This is a genomic window from Actinomycetospora endophytica, assembly GCF_021026375.1.
Lineage (GTDB): Bacteria > Actinomycetota > Actinomycetes > Mycobacteriales > Pseudonocardiaceae > Actinomycetospora > Actinomycetospora endophytica.
In genome coordinates this window covers 544,369-558,840 of sequence record NZ_JAJNDB010000004.1, presented here as the reverse complement: position 1 = coordinate 558,840, position 14,472 = coordinate 544,369, and the positions used below count along the sequence as shown (strand labels likewise).

Annotated in this window: 12 protein-coding genes; 9 read left to right on the top strand and 3 right to left on the bottom strand. The window is 74.8% G+C overall.

Annotated features, from left to right (window positions below; translation table 11 throughout):
* The first annotated feature begins 264 nt into the window (after nucleotides 1-264).
* Genes LQ327_RS20840 through LQ327_RS20815 form a run of 6 tightly spaced genes read left to right on the top strand, consistent with a single transcriptional unit; the run spans nucleotide 265 to nucleotide 8,332 of the window.
* Complete coding sequence (locus tag LQ327_RS20840) at nucleotides 265-1,284, top strand: Gfo/Idh/MocA family protein (RefSeq protein ID WP_230737317.1); 1,020 nt, start codon at nucleotides 265-267, stop codon at nucleotides 1,282-1,284.
* Nucleotides 1,281-2,423 carry a DegT/DnrJ/EryC1/StrS family aminotransferase gene (locus LQ327_RS20835; RefSeq protein ID WP_230737316.1) on the top strand — a complete coding sequence of 381 codons (1,143 nt, stop codon included), beginning with the start codon at nucleotides 1,281-1,283 and terminating at the stop codon, nucleotides 2,421-2,423. Before LQ327_RS20840 ends, LQ327_RS20835 begins: the two co-directional genes overlap by 4 nt.
* Nucleotides 2,420-3,523 (top strand): YveK family protein, encoded by a 1,104-nt coding sequence (locus tag LQ327_RS20830; RefSeq protein ID WP_230737314.1) that lies wholly within the window; start codon nucleotides 2,420-2,422, stop codon nucleotides 3,521-3,523. Before LQ327_RS20835 ends, LQ327_RS20830 begins: the two co-directional genes overlap by 4 nt.
* The gene (locus LQ327_RS20825; protein ID WP_230737312.1) at nucleotides 3,520-5,148 is read left to right on the top strand and encodes a lipid II flippase MurJ; all 1,629 of its coding nucleotides are present in this window, start codon (nucleotides 3,520-3,522) and stop codon (nucleotides 5,146-5,148) included. Before LQ327_RS20830 ends, LQ327_RS20825 begins: the two co-directional genes overlap by 4 nt.
* The gene (locus tag LQ327_RS20820) at nucleotides 5,142-7,265 is read left to right on the top strand and encodes a sugar transferase (RefSeq protein ID WP_230737310.1); all 2,124 of its coding nucleotides are present in this window, start codon (nucleotides 5,142-5,144) and stop codon (nucleotides 7,263-7,265) included. The genes LQ327_RS20825 and LQ327_RS20820 overlap by 7 nt, the downstream gene beginning before the upstream one ends.
* Nucleotides 7,262-8,332 (top strand): GNAT family N-acetyltransferase, encoded by a 1,071-nt coding sequence (locus LQ327_RS20815; RefSeq protein WP_230737300.1) that lies wholly within the window; start codon nucleotides 7,262-7,264, stop codon nucleotides 8,330-8,332. Before LQ327_RS20820 ends, LQ327_RS20815 begins: the two co-directional genes overlap by 4 nt.
* Here the strand turns inward: LQ327_RS20815 and LQ327_RS20810 are convergent.
* The gene (locus tag LQ327_RS20810) at nucleotides 8,320-9,456 is read right to left on the bottom strand and encodes a lipid II:glycine glycyltransferase FemX (RefSeq protein ID WP_230737298.1); all 1,137 of its coding nucleotides are present in this window, start codon (nucleotides 9,454-9,456) and stop codon (nucleotides 8,320-8,322) included. The genes LQ327_RS20815 and LQ327_RS20810 overlap by 13 nt on opposite strands.
* A gap of 77 nt (nucleotides 9,457-9,533) precedes the next feature.
* Between LQ327_RS20810 and LQ327_RS20805 the strand changes: the two genes are divergently transcribed.
* From LQ327_RS20805 to LQ327_RS20795, 3 genes are read left to right on the top strand one after another with little or no spacing between them, the layout of a single operon-like run.
* Entirely contained in the window at nucleotides 9,534-10,790 is a 1,257-nt protein-coding gene (locus tag LQ327_RS20805) for an FAD-dependent monooxygenase (protein ID WP_230737289.1), read from the top strand.
* Nucleotides 10,790-11,665 (top strand): hypothetical protein, encoded by an 876-nt coding sequence (locus LQ327_RS20800; protein WP_230737287.1) that lies wholly within the window; start codon nucleotides 10,790-10,792, stop codon nucleotides 11,663-11,665. Before LQ327_RS20805 ends, LQ327_RS20800 begins: the two co-directional genes overlap by 1 nt.
* Nucleotides 11,656-12,903 (top strand): glycosyltransferase, encoded by a 1,248-nt coding sequence (locus LQ327_RS20795; RefSeq protein WP_230737277.1) that lies wholly within the window; start codon nucleotides 11,656-11,658, stop codon nucleotides 12,901-12,903. Before LQ327_RS20800 ends, LQ327_RS20795 begins: the two co-directional genes overlap by 10 nt.
* Here LQ327_RS20795 and LQ327_RS20790 read toward each other — a convergent pair.
* Entirely contained in the window at nucleotides 12,798-13,322 is a 525-nt protein-coding gene (locus LQ327_RS20790) for a hypothetical protein (protein WP_230737275.1), read from the bottom strand. The genes LQ327_RS20795 and LQ327_RS20790 overlap by 106 nt on opposite strands.
* Nucleotides 13,323-13,428: 106 nt before the next feature.
* Complete coding sequence (locus tag LQ327_RS20785) at nucleotides 13,429-13,851, bottom strand: hypothetical protein (protein ID WP_230737273.1); 423 nt, start codon at nucleotides 13,849-13,851, stop codon at nucleotides 13,429-13,431.
* Nucleotides 13,852-14,472 lie beyond the last annotated feature (621 nt).

Here is a 14,472-nt window from a genome sequence, read left to right as displayed (position 1 = left end):
ATCTCGCGTCGACACCGTATCGCAATTCCATCGACGCACAGTCGTGAGCAACCTCCCCCCTCCTCACGCGTCAAGAACTGTGTGGGGGTTCTGCGGGCGACCATTTCCGTCCGATCCGACGGCACTGATCACCGCTGCCCGCACCGGAGGCGGAGACTTTAACGTTCTCTTCTCGGAAAATGGGTGACTGTGCGCCACCCGCGTGCTTGACTGCTCGTGAACGTCCTCGGTCAGGGCAATCGGGGTAATGGGGGCGAAGTTTCGGTGACTGCGCAGCGCGTCGGCGTCGTGGGGTACGGATACTGGGGGTCGAAGCACGTCCGGGTCCTGAACGGCCTGCCGGACGTCGAGGTGATCGTCATCGACGCCGACCCCACCCGACTCGTCGAGGCGCAGCGCGTCCACGGTCCCGTCAGGGTCGCGACGAGCCTGGACGACTGCCTGGACGACCTCGACGCCGTCGTCGTCGCCGCCCCGCCCGGGGCGCACGCCGCGCTCGCCACCACCGCGCTCGACGCCGGCAAGGGAGTCCTCGTCGAGAAACCGCTGGCGACGTCCGTGGCGGATGCCGAGGCGATGGTCGAGCTCGCCCGGACACGGGGTGCCTGCCTCATGGTCGGACACACCTTCGAATACAATCCAGCCGTCTGGAAGTTGAAGGAAATCGTCGATTCCGGCGAGCTCGGAAGAATTCTCTACATCGATACCGCCCGGCTCGACCTCGGTCGGTACCAGAATGACTGCAACGTCATCTGGGACCTCGCTCCGCACGACATATCCATCGTGTCCTACCTCCTCGACGAGATGCCCGACGAGACGGCGGTCTGGGCGCGCCGGCACGTCGGTCGCGAGCACGCCGACGTCGCCTATCTGCGGATGAACTTCCCGCGGCGGGGTGTCAGCGCCTACGTCCACGTGAGCTGGTTGGACCCGTGCAAGGTCCGCCGCGTGACGGTCGTGGGCGAACGCAAGATGGCGGTCTACAACGATCTCTCGGACAACGAGCGGGTCCGTATCTACGACATCGGCGTGGATGCGCTCGAGCCTGACGACGTCCACGCGAGACCCGTCTCCTACCGCAACGGCGACATCGTTTCGCCGTACATCCAGTTCGCCGAACCGCTGCTGGTCCAGGACACCCATTTCGTCGAGAGCCTGCGGACCGGTCGGCGGCCGGCCACACCCGGCGAACGGGGGCTCGACGTGGTGCGCGTCCTCGCGTCGACCGACGACGCCCTGCTGCCGGGGTCCGGGCGGATCGAGACGATGGGGACCGCGTCATGACGCTCCTCGGGCCCCGACGGCCGGTGCGCGAGCCGGTGCCGTTCCTCGACCTGCCGGAGGCCCACCGGCGCATCCGTCCGGAGCTCGACGCGGCGTGGTCCGCGGTGCTCGACCACGGCGCCTACGTCGGGGGCCCGGAGGTCGCCCGCTTCGAGCGCGAGTTCGCCGACCACGTCGGCGTGGGGGCCTGCGTGGGCGTCGCGAACGGGACCGACGCGCTCGAGCTGATCCTGGCCGCCCTCGGGATCGGGCGGGGGGACGAGGTCGTCGTCCCGACCAACACCTTCGTCGCCACCGCCGAGGCGGTCCGGGCCGTCGGGGCGAGGCCGCGGTTCGTCGACGTCCGGCCGCACGACCTGCTCGTGGACCCGGCCGCGGTGGAGGCCGCGATCGGGCCCCGGACCGCCGCCGTCGTCGCGGTCCACCTCTTCGGCCAGGTGGCCGACATGCCCGCGCTCGACGCGATCGCCCGCCGCCACGGCCTGGCGCTCGTCGAGGACGCCGCGCAGGCCCACGGTGCCCGCCTGGCCGGGCGCCGGGCCGGAGCCCTCGGGCACGCCGCCGCGTTCAGCTTCTACCCGGGGAAGAACCTCGGCGCTCTGGGCGACGGCGGCGCGGTGACGAGCGCCGACGCCGGCCTCGTCGACCGGGTACGGGTCCTGGCCGACCACGGCCGGGACCCGCACGACCGGCACGTCCACCGCGTCAGCGGCCGGAACAGCCGGCTCGACACCGTGCAGGCCGCGGTGCTGCGGGTGCGGCTGCGCGGCCTCGACGCCGACAACGCCGCCCGCCGTCGCGTCGTCGCCACCTATCGCGACCTGCTCCCCGAGAGCTGCCGCGTCCTGGCCGTCGATCCGCGCGGGGAGCCGGTGCACCACCTCGCGGTGGTCGAGATCGACGACCGCGAGGCCGCGACCGACGCCCTGACCGCCGCGGGGATCGGCTGGGGGATCCACTACCCGATCCCCTGTCACCGGCAGCCGGCGTTCGCCGGCGACGGTCCACCGCCGTCGCTGCCGGTGGCCGACGCCGCCGCGGCGCGGATCCTCTCGCTCCCCTGCTCGCCCGGCACCACGACCGACCAGATCGAGCGGGTCGCCGCCGTGCTCGCCGATCACCCGAGGAGGGACCGATGACCGACGACCGGGACGATCGCGAGTCCGCCGACGGCCCGCCGCGCCCACCGTCGCCGCGTGGTGAGTGGAAGGGCTCCGACTGGAGCACCCGAACCGTCTCCCTGATCCCGTCCACGCGACCCGAGGCCGGGGCGGCCGGCGCGGCCGGGACGCCCGCGCCCCGGGCACCGCTCGCCGAGGACGAGCCCGGCACCGGCGTCACCGACCCGACGCCGGAGACCGCCCCCGCCGGGCTGACCGGCCCGGGCGCCCCGCCCGCGCCCCGCGGTCCCGCGGAGCGCCGGGGCAACGGCGACGGCTCGACCGCCGCGGACTCCGCGCCGGAGTCCGAGCCCGGCCCGCCCGACGGAACGGCCCACACCGCGCTGGGGCGCCGGGAGATCCGGCGGCTGACCGTGATCGGGGTGCTGCTCGTCCTGCTCGGGGGCGCCGTCGGCTTCGGGGCGTCGCTGCTCTGGCCCACCGAGTACGCCGGCAAGACCTCGGTCCTCTACATCATCAGCCAGGAACAGCCGACCGGCTTCCTGCGCGAGGACCGCAACCTGACCACCCAGGCGATGCTCGCCCAGAGCAACGCCGTGCTCGGCCCGGTCGCCGCCCAGTACGGGCTCACCGCCGCCCAGCTGGGGCAGAAGCTCACCGTCACCGTCCCGGACGGCAGCGAACTGCTGAACTTCCAGGTCCGTGATCCCTCACCGGACCTCGCCGTCCGCCTCGCGGACTCGGTGACCAAGCAGTACCTGCAGATCAGCGCGTCGTCGCAGCCCTCCTCCGACCAGATGCGGTACCTGCAGGGACAGCTCACCGCCGCCCAGAACCAGATGCAGCAGCTCCGGGTGGACGGCAGCGCCCCGGCCCTGGCGCAGCTCCCGGCCGTGGCGGACCGCGCCGGCAGCCTCGGCTCGCAGCTGGACACGCTGATGCTCGCGCAGGTCGCGCAACCGCAGGCCCAGGTCGTCGCGCCCGCCTACCTCGACGGCGCCGTCAGCCCGCGGCCCGGGTTCGGGGCCGCCACCGGCGCCGTCTGCGGCCTGCTGGTCGCGCTGGTCACCGTGGTCGTCCTCGCCCGGCGATGGCAGCGCCGCGGCCCGGGGTCGTGACGCGGACCGCCGCGGGCACCGGCGCCGAGGCGGCCGCCGGTCCCCCACCGGGCGCGGCCCGGGGGTCGGTGACCGTCGCCGGGTGGACGATGGTCAGCCGGGGCACCGGGCTCCTGCGGGTCGTCGCGGTCGGCGCGGTCTTCGGGCCGACGTACTTCGCCAACATCTTCCAGTCCACCAACCAGGTCCCGAACCTGATCTACGAAGTCATGGCCGGCCCGGTGCTCGCGCTGGTCGTCGTGCCGGCCGTGGTGCGTGCCGCCACGACGCGCGGAGCGGGGGACCACCGCCGTCTCCTGGAGGGGCTGACCGGCCTGCTCCTCGCCGCCGCGGGCGCGCTCGCCGCGCTCACCGTGCTGTGCTCCCCGCTGGCCGCGTGGGCGCTGACCGCCGGCATCGACGACCCGGCCGAGCGGGCCCGGGCCTTCCGGCTCGCGGTCCTGCTGGTGTGCTGCGTCGCGCCCCAGGTCCCCCTCTACGCGGTCGCCTATCTCGGGGCCGCCGCGCAGCAGGCCCGGCACCGGTTCGCCCTGGCCGCGGCGGCGCCCGCCGTCGAGAACCTCGGGCTGATCGCGGTGGTCCTCGCCCTCCTGGCCGTCCGGGGCCCCGGCGTGGACGTGGACACCGCCACGACCGGGCTGGTCCTCGTCCTCGGGCTCGGCAGCACCGCGGCGGTCGCCGTGCACGCCGCCCTGCAGGTCGCCGGGGCCGCCCGGGCCGGGACGACGCTGCGGCCGCGGTGGCGACGCCACGACCCCGAGGTCCGGGCCGTCGCGACCCGGCTGCGCGGGTCGGTGCGGGTCGCCGCGCTGCCCGCCGCCGCGGTGTTCGTCCTCCTCGCCGTCGCCGCGACCGCGCCGGGCGGGGTGACCGTCTTCTGGCTGGCCTACAGCATCGGCGCCGTCCCCACCGCGCTGGGCGCCCGCGCGGTCACCACCGCGGTGCTGCCCGAGCTCTCCCGGGCCGCCCACGAGGACGAGCGGGACGCGTTCGCCGCCGGCTGGCGCCGGGCGCTCGGCTACGCCACGTTCGTCAGCGTCCCGGCCGCGGTGGTGCTGGTCGTCCTCGCCGGGCCGATCGCCACGGTCCTGTCGACCGGGGAGCTGCGCACCGCGGAGGTGATCGCGCAGCTCACCGCCTGCATCGCGGTGATCGGGGTGTCGCAGCTCTTCGGCGGCTCCTACGAGATCGGGCGACAGGCACTGTTCGCCCGCCTGGACGTCCGCGGCGCGCGCCTCGCGACCGACGCGGGCACGGTGCTCGCCGTCGTCGTCGGGCTCTCCGCGCTGGCGGCGCCGCCACCGGCCCGGCCCGCCGTGCTCTGCCTCGCCGTCGTCGCCCGGGACGCCACCGCGACGGCCGTCGTCCTGGAACGGCTGCGCCGCGCGCTGCGACCGCGGGCCCTGCTCCCCCGGCCCGCCCTGCTCGTCGTGCTCGGGGCGGCGGTGATCGCCGTCCCGGTGGCACTTGCCGCCCGGGCCGGGCTCGCGGTCCTGCCGCCGCACGGTCCCGCTGCCGTCGTTGCGCTCGCCGTGGCCGGCGCGGTCGTCCTCGCCGTGTACGCCCTGGTGCTGCGCGGCGGGCTGAGCCTCGTCGCGCGCGGACCCGGGAGCCCGTCATGGTGACCCTGGCGCAGCGCGGCCGCGGTGGACCCGCGGCGACGCTCGTGGCCGCCGGTGTCGCCACCGTCGCCCTGGCGCTGGGCGCCACGCGGCTCGGGTCCGGCGCGGCCGCGACGCTGCTCGAGGTCGTCCTGCTCGGGCTGATCGTCGGTGCGGTCCTGGTGGCCACCGCCCTGCGCCCGGTCAGCGCGGTCTACCTCTACGTCGCGACGCTGCCCTTCCTCGCCGGCATCGACCGGTCGACGCTCATCCCGCTGGTGCGACCCAACGAGGCCGTCCTCGCGCTCGTCCTGGTCGGCGCCACGACGGGCTGGATCGTGCGGTGGACCCGCACCGGCACCCTGCCCCGCCCGGTCCTCTACCCGGTGGATCCGCCGCTCGCCGCCTTCGTCGTGCTCGCCACGGTCTGGCCGGTGGCCTCGGAGATGCTGCGCGGGCTGACCCCCACCGGCGCCGACCTGGCCGCGACGCTGCCGATGGTCAAGCTGGCCGCGCTCTACCTGCTGGTGCGGGTGACCGTGCGCGAGCGCAGGCAGATCGAGACGCTCATCCGGTTGATCATCTGGCCCGCCGCGACCGTGTCGGTCATCGCGGTGCTGCAGACGCTCGGGGTCACGCCCGTGCTCCAGGTGCTGCAGACGTGGTGGGGCTCGCAGGACTCCCCCGCCGACCTCCAGGAGCGGGGCACCACCACGCTGGGATCGCCGCTCGCGACCGGCGACGTGCTGGTCATCGCCGCGGTGATCCTGGTGTGCTGCGCGGTGCGCGGGCTGCTCGGACGCCGGGAACGGATCGTGGCGGGCGCGCTCCTGGTGACCGGCATCGTGGCGACCGGCCAGGTCACCGCGTGGATCTCCGCGGCGGTGGCCGCGGCGTTCCTGCTCGCGGCGTTCCCCCGGTTGCGACGGGGCTGGTGGCGGGTCCTGGTGCCCCTCGCCGTGCTGGCCACCGCGGGGATCCCGGCCCTCGCCGCGCGGCTGCAGGAGACGTCGTCGTCGGGCGTGCCGGTCAGCTGGCTGACGCGCTGGGACAACCTGAGCCACTTCTACCTGCCCGCGCTCGGCGACTTCCACTTCCTGCTCGGGGTCCGGCCGAACTCGGTGCTGCCCGCGCCGGAGACCTGGCGCGACGTGATCTATCTCGAGTCCGGCTACCTGGAGCTGCTCTGGATCGGCGGCATCCCGCTGCTGCTGGGCTTCGTGTGGCTGAGCTGGGCGGTGCTGCGGACCGCCCGCGACGCCGCGGCCGGGCCGGACGCGCGCGGGGCGCTGGGGCAGGCGCTCGGCATCAGCTGGTGGACCCTCATCGTCGTCTCGGTCCTGGACGCGCACCTGACCCTGCGCGGCACCGGGGACCTGCTGTTCGTGCTGCTCGCCGTCGCGGCCGGGGTGTACCCGGGGAGGGCCCTGACGACGGCGGGTCCCGCGACCGGCCCCACGCCGGCGGCACCGGGCACCGGAGCCGGCGAGGACCCGGCGCCACCGCCTCCGAGGTCGCCCTCGGCGACCGCGACGGCCCTGCGCCGCGGCACCGACGTCGTGGTGGCCTCCCTGGCGCTGGTGGTGCTCGCGGTCCCGCTGCTGGTGATCGCCGCCGCGGTGCGCCTGAGCAGTCCGGGACCGGTGCTGATGCGCCAGCGCCGCGTCGGGCTGGACCGGCGGTCGTTCGTGCTCCTCAAGTTCCGCACCATGCGCACGGGCGGGTCCGACGCGGCACTGCGGGAGCTCATCGCGGCCGAGCTCCGCGGCGAGGACACCCGGGTCGACGGCAGCACCAAGCTGGCCGACCCCCGCATCACCCGCGTCGGCGGCGCGCTGCGCCGCAGCAGCCTCGACGAGCTCCCGCAGCTGGTCAACGTCCTCCACGGCGACATGACCCTGGTCGGTCCCCGCCCGTGCCTGGAATGGGAGGCCCCGATGTTCCCCGCGGAGTACGCCGGCCGGTTCTCGGTGCTGCCCGGCCTGACCGGGCTGTGGCAGGTGGAGGGCCGCAGCACGCTCGGGACGCTGGACATGCTGCGCCTCGACCTCGACTACCTGCACGGCCGGGGACTGCGCCAGGACCTGGGCATCCTGCTGCGCACCGTGCCGGTCCTGATCCGTGGGGAAGGGGCCCGGTGAGCACCACCCTGCCGTCCCCGGTCGCCTCGGGCCCGGTCCCCGAGCCCCCGCGGACGCTCGATCCGCGCCACGACCCACGGTGGGCGCAGTGGGTCGGGGGCGGGCGAGGGAGCCTGTTCAGCTCGCCCCCGTGGCTGCGCGCCGTCTGCCGGACCTACGGCTTCAGCGCCCACGCGCGCCTGGTCACCGGGCCGGACGCGCGGACCGCGGGCGTGGCCTGGGTGCCGGTCGACGACGTCCGGGGGCCCCGCCGCGTCACGCTGCCCTTCTCCGACCGGGCCGATCCGCTCCCGGAGGATCCGGAACTGCTGCGGCGGTTGGTCGCCGACCGGCCCGCGGCCCTGCCGTGGACCCTGCGCGCGCTCGAGCCCACGGCGATCCGCACGCTGCCCGGCGCCCGGATCACCGGACGCGCGGCCTGGCACGCGACGACGCTGGACGTCGACCGGGAGGGGCTGGAGCAGCGGATCCACCCGCAGGTGCGACGCAACAGCCGCGTGGCGGCCCGCCGCGGGGTGCGGGTCCGGCGCGGCACGACGCTCGCCGACCTGCACGCGCTGCACGCCCTGCACGTCGAACGCCGCCGTGAGCGGTACCGGATGCTCGCCCCGCCGGTCGAGCTGTTCGAGGAACTGGCCGCGGAGTTCGACCTCCGCGACACGATGGCCGTCCTGCTCGCCGAGGCCGACGGCGACGTGGTCGCGGGGGCGCTGTTCCTGGAGTGGGACGGGGTGCTCTATTACAAGTTCGGGGCCTCACGGGCCGCCGCCCTGGCGCTGCGTCCCAACGACGCGCTGTTCCTCGCCGGACTGCACCACGCCCTCGCGCGCGGGCTGCGCGCGCTGGACTGGGGGGTCAGCGACCTCGACCAGCCCGGCCTGGTGGCCTACAAGCGCAAGTGGGCCGACGACGAGCGCCGCGTGGCCGGCGTCCGCCTCGGCCCACCGCCGGCCTCGACGCGCGTGGACGCGCTGCTGGGCACCGTCACGGCGCTGCTGACCGACCCGACCGTTCCCGAGGAGCTCACCGCCCGTGCCGGGCGGGAGCTCTACCGCTACTTCTGCTGAGCGGGCCCGCCATGATCACGCCGCGCACCCCGCAGCCGCTCGGTCGCCACCGACAGCAGCCGGCGACCGGCCTCGCTGTGCCGGGCCGCGTCGTAGGCCCACCGGGCGGGCGGGGCGATCCGCTCGACCGCCGGGGGGTAGGCGTACGGCGCGCCCCCGAACGAGAGCTTGGCCCGGTCGGCGCCCGGCCAGGACTCCTCATTCCGGGTCCGCCCCGCCTGCAGGTCCGCGAACATGTCCGCGTCGATGCCGCCGAAGTCGAACCACCGGTACCCCTGCTCACGGGCCCAGCGGATCGCCGCCCAGCGCATCGCGCCGGGCACGCTGAGCTTGCCCGCCGGCCCGGACCGGTCGAAGCCCCCCAGGCGTCCCTTGACGACGCCGCCGCACGCCGTGAGCAGGTCGGCCGCGACGGGACTGCCCGCCACCTCGCCCACGAACAGCACCACGTGCCCGTCGGGGGCGAGCTCGCGGTAGAACGCGTCCACGTACGGCCGGGGCAGCGCCTGGTAGCCCTGGTGGGCGGCGGTGTGGGCCATGAGCTCGCTGAGCAGGCCGACGTCGCGCTCGTCGCCGCGGCGCACCACCACCCCGCGCTCGGCCCACTTGCCGGTCCAGTAGCGCAGCCGCCGTCCCAGGCCGGCGCGCAGCGCTTCCTCGGAGACGGCGAGGTCGAGCCGCAGGGTGCCCGCGGGCGCCACCCCGGCCTCCGACCGGCGAAAGCCGCGCGCCAGCAGGGCGGCGCTGACGTCGTCCCCGTCGTCGGGCGGCTGCACGAACAGCGGCCGCAGCGGGTTGGACCAGCGGTCCAGCGCCGCGGCCAGCGCGGCGACCACGACGCCGCGGTCGGCGGCCCCCGGGGAGATCACCGGGCCCGACGGCAGGTACGCGAGCCCGGCGGGACCGGCGCCGGCCCGCAGCAGCAGCTGCGCTCCCCCGACCAGTCGCCCGCCGTCGCGGGCCAGCACGTACCGCGTGGAGTAGCCCACCGTGGCGCGCACCCGCGCCCAGGCGGAGAGCTGGTTGACGTCGCTCCCGGGGGTCGCGGCGACCAGCGCGTCCCACTCCCGACGCGTGCCGTCGTCGAGCCCGGTGAGCACTCCCACCTCGACGTCGTCCCCCATGCCGGCCCCCCACGGATCGATCGGTCCGGCTCCAGCGTGGCACCACCGGAGGCGATCGGAGCATGAGAACTCACTGCGTGGGCGCCGGTCCGGCCGGGCTCTACACCGCGATCGCGCTGAAACAGCACGATCCGCGGCAGGAGGTGACGGTGTGGGAACGGAACCCGCCAGGGGTCACCCACGGCTGGGGCGTGGTGTTCTGGGACGACCTGCTCGACGAGATGCACCGCGTCGATCCGGTCTCCGCCCGCGAGGTGCGGGCCGCCGCCGTCGTGTGGGACGGGCAGGCGGTGCAGGTGGGTCGCCGCGTACCGGTGTTCCTCGGCGGTTCCGGGTACGCGATCGGCCGTCACCGGCTGCTGGGGCTGCTCTCCGACCGTGCCCGGGCGCTCGGCGTCGACCTGCGCTACGCCACGCCCGCGCCCGAGGATCTGGTCACGGCCGAGCCCGGGGGCCTCGTCGTCGCCGCCGACGGCGCCGGCAGCCTGCTGCGCCGCCGGTACGCCGACACGCTCGGCACCCGGCTCGAGCCCGGCCGCAACCCCTACCTCTGGCTCGGCACCCCCGCGCTGTTCTCGACCTTCACCTTCGGCTTCGTCGACACCGGCTCGGGCTGGATCTGGTGCCACGCGTACCGCTTCGACGAGCAGACCAGCACGTTCATCGTCGAGGCCCCACCGGCCACCTGGACCGCCCTGGGGTTCGACCGGCTCGACATCGACACCTGCCTGCGCACCCTGTCCGAGCTCTTCGACCCGGTGCTGCACGGCGCGACGCTGCACGCCGGGCCGGGGGCCCAGTGGCAGACCTTCCGCCGGGTCACCAACGACCGCTGGTGCTCCGGGCGCCTCGCGCTGGTGGGCGACGCCGCGCACACCACGCACTTCGCGATCGGCTCGGGCACCCGGCTCGCCCTGGGCGACGCCATCGCGCTCGCCGAGCACACCCACGGCGTCCAGGGCCCCGAGCAGCTGCCCGCGGCGCTGGCCGCCTACGACACCCGGCGACGCCGCGAGATCCGGCCGCTGCAGGACGAGGCGACGCGCAGCACCGCGTGGTTCGAGGACCCGGTCGCGCTGCTCGAGCAGGGCGACGACCTGCGGCTCGGCTGGTCGCTGTGGCAACGGCGCCGCAGTGCTCCGGCCTGGCGCTGGTACCTGCACCGCGCCAGCCAGCACGCCTCGTTGCGGCGGGTGCGGACGTCGGCCAGCACGGTGCGCCGCCACGTCCGCGCGGGTCGTCGCGCGCTGCCCGTCGCGCCCCGCCCCGTCGCCGTGCCCGACCGGGGCCCGAGCGATCCGTCACCGCACGCCACGTCCGGAAAGGAGCTGTGATGAGCCGCCGTCCCCTGCTGCTCGTCCTGATCGTGCTCGCTGCGCTCGTCGGGGCGTGCTCGGTGCCACCGGCCGCCATCGACCCCAACCTCACCATCGTTCCCCACCCGCAGGCCCCGGCCCCCGACGACTCGACGGCCCACGGCCGCCCCCCGCTGGACGGCTACTTCGCGCTGCGGCCGGTGGGAGCGTTCGCGTCGCTGCCCGACGACTTCACGGCCGCCCAGACCGTCCGCCGCTCCACCTGGGAGCCCCGCCCGCCCAACAACGCGGCCAACCACCAGGTGCCACCGCCCGACTTCCGCCCGGCCGGCTACCCCGGCATGGTCAACGAGGCGGCCGTGTTCGGACGGATCAGCGGCAACTACACCGGTACGACGGACGAGATCATCCAGTGGACCGCGGCCAAGTGGGGGCTGCCCGACGACCTGATCCGCGCGGAGGCCGTCGTCGAGTCGGGCTGGTACCAGAACCACAAGGACCCGGACGGCAAGCCGGTCGACCAGCAGGGCTACGGCGACTTCGGCGACTGCGGCGGTTCGCCCGCGGCCGCGCCCTACGGTCCGGGCGGTCCGTCCAGCTTCGGGATCATGCAGGCCAAGTGGTGCACCCTGAACGACCCGACCCAGCCCGGCTACGGCGGCTGGCCCTGGACCGAGAACTCCACCGCGTACGCGCTCGACACCTACGGCGCGGTCATCCGGGCCTGCTACGAGGGCTGGGAGCCGTGGCTCGGCGCCAACTACCACCCCGGCGACCTGTGGGGCTGCGTCGGCCGCTGGAACGCCGGTGCCTGGTACACCCCGGGCGCGGTCAACTACATCAGCCGGGTGCAGCGCGCCCTGAACGACAAACCGTGGTTGCAGTGGTCGTGAGGCGCGCGTGCGTGGTGCGCCAGCACTACGTGCCCCGGGACAGCCGCGTCGCGCGGGCCGCCCAGGCCCTCGCCGAGGACGGTTTCGACGTCGACGTGATCTGCCTGCGCGCCCCGGGCGAGCCGGCCCGCGAGCAGCTCGGCGCGGTCCGGATCCGTCGCGTCCCGCTGCGCCACCGCCAGGGCGGTGGTGCGGCGGGCTACGCCGTCGAGTACGCCGCGTTCCTCGTCGCGGCGACGATCCTGGTGGCGGCCCGGCACCTCCGGCGCCGGTACCGCCTCGTCCAGATCCACTCGCTGCCGGATGTCCTGGTGCTCGCCGGGCTCCTGCCCCGGGCGCTGGGGGCACGCGTCCTGCTCGACCTGCAGGAGTGCATGCCGGAGTTCTTCGCGACCAAGTTCGGCGTCGGGCCCACGCACCCCGTCGTGCGGCTCCTCGAGGTCCTCGAGCAGCGCGCCATCGCCGTGGCAGACCACGCGATCACCCCGACCGAGCAGATGCGGGAGACGTTCGTCGGCCGCGGCGCCGACCCGGCGCGCGTCACGACCGTCATGGACGGGGCCGATCCCGGGGTGTTCGTCCCGCCGGCCGAACGGGAGACCGCCGGGACCGGGACCTTCACGCTGATCAGCCACGGGACGGTCGAGGAGCACTACGGCCTCGACACCGTCCTGCGGTCCGTGGCCCGGCTGCGGGGGCGGATCCCGGGGCTGCGCCTCGAGGTCTACGGCGACGGCTCCGACCTGCCGCGGTTGCGCCACCTGGCGGAGAACCTCGACATCGTCGGCCTCGTCGCGTTCAGCGGCCGGTTCGTCCCGATGCCGGACCTCGTCGCGGCGCTCGGCCGGGCCGACATCGGGGTGCTCGCCGTGCGCCCGGACCCGTTCCGCGACGTCGCCCTGCCCGGCAAGGTCTTCGACTTCGTCGCGATGGGCCTGCCCGTGGTCTCGTCGCGGACCCGCTCGATGCAGGAGACGTTCGGCGACTCCGTGGCGCTCTTCGCCGCCGACGATCCCGACGACCTCGCCCAGGTCCTGCTGGCGCTGCACCGGGATCCGGCCCGGAGGGCCGCGCTGGTCGCCGCCGCCCGGGCGACGAGCGAACCGCTGCGCTGGGAGCACCAGCGCCGTCGTTACCTCGCGACCGTCGCCGAGCTGCTCGGCGACGCGGCCGCCGGTGACGCCGGCTCCCCGATCCCGTCCGGAGCATCGCGCTCCACCGGCCGACCGCACAGGTGACCGAGATAGGTCGCCACCACGGCGGCCGACGAGCCCTGGACACACGCGTCGACCCCCGCCCGCAGGGCCACCTCGCGCGCCGGACCGGGAGCCGGACCGCGGAACGTCGCGACCAGCCGGGCCCGGACCGCCGCGGCGCGGATCGTCGTGACCCGGGACGCCCGGGGGGCGTGGACGACGACGGCGTCGGCCCGCGCCGACACCGCCCGGTCGGTGTCCACGGCGCGGACGTCCCACGCCGGGGCGGCCAGCTCGGCCAGTGCGGCGGCGAGGTCGGGCATACCCACGACGTCGACCCGGAGACGTTCACCGTCGGCGAGCGCCACCGGATCGAGTTCCCGGCAGCCTCCCGGGTCGCCGACCTCGCCGGCGATCCGGTACCAGCTCTCCGCGACCCGGGCGGCCGTCTCTGGCTTCACGGTGAGTCAGCATGTCGCCCGATCCTTGGTGGGAGCCCGCACGAACCTGGGTGAATCCTGTGGAACGGTCCGGCGGTCCTGCCGGGGCGACGAGAGTGCGGGCGCCTCACCGGTCGTCTCGGGCCGGCAGCTCGCGCAGCACGTGCAGGAGCTCGTCCACGCCGCACGAGCGCGGGATCCACGCCGTCACCCCCGGACGGGTCACGGTCACCGGCTCGCAGTGACGGTCACCCGCCGCCAGGACCACCACGGCGATCAGCGGGAACCGCGCGAGCACGGACCGCGCGACCTCCGGATCGGTGGTGACGACGGCGTCGGCCCGCGTCCGGACGATCGCAGCCGCATGGTCCTCGGTCCCGTCGGCCCGACCGGCGAACAGGAGGCGCGGCTCGTCGTGCAGGTGGTGCGCCAGCACGTCGGCCAGCAGCCGGTGCTCCCGGAGGATCAACAGCACCCGCACGACGGGCACCTCGGCGACGGCCACGAGCACGCCGTCGCCGAGCCGTGACCCGATGTCCCGTACGGTCACGGAGCCACCCCCCGTCGATCCTCGCGATCGAATTCTCTCCCCACCGGGGGAAGACGCGCATCGTCCAGGACGAACCCGGACGACAGATCTCGGTAAAGCCCCCGAATCACTTTCTCCGACCAGAGCATCAGGGACGCGGTTCGGTGTCAAGGATGTGTCATGACCGACTGCTCGAGGATCCGGGAGAAGCAGTCCGAGGTGACCGGAGACCAACCCGGACCAGGGGTTTCAGTGAAGAGATCCGCACTTCGGGGCCCGCCGTCCGGTCCGCGGGACAATTGCGTCGGTCACTGCCGCAATTCATGCCGCGACCGAGAGTGAGATCGATCCGGGACGACGGTGCGTGACAATCGGCGTCGAGTTCTCGAGGTCGGTGGGAATTTTCTTATGAGGACCGATTCACCATTCGCGTGGTGATGATGTTCAGATGGCGGAGGCCAGGCACGCGTGATCACCGGGACGTCATCGTCGCCCGCCTGGCCCGGCCGCGACCACACCGGTGACACCGGCCGGCCGGCCGGCCCGTCTGGACTTTTGCGGGACCCACCACCAGGATGGCACCCACTGCGAAAGTGAGAGTCACTGTCAGTCTGAGGTCGACCGGTCGGTCCCTCGGCGTCG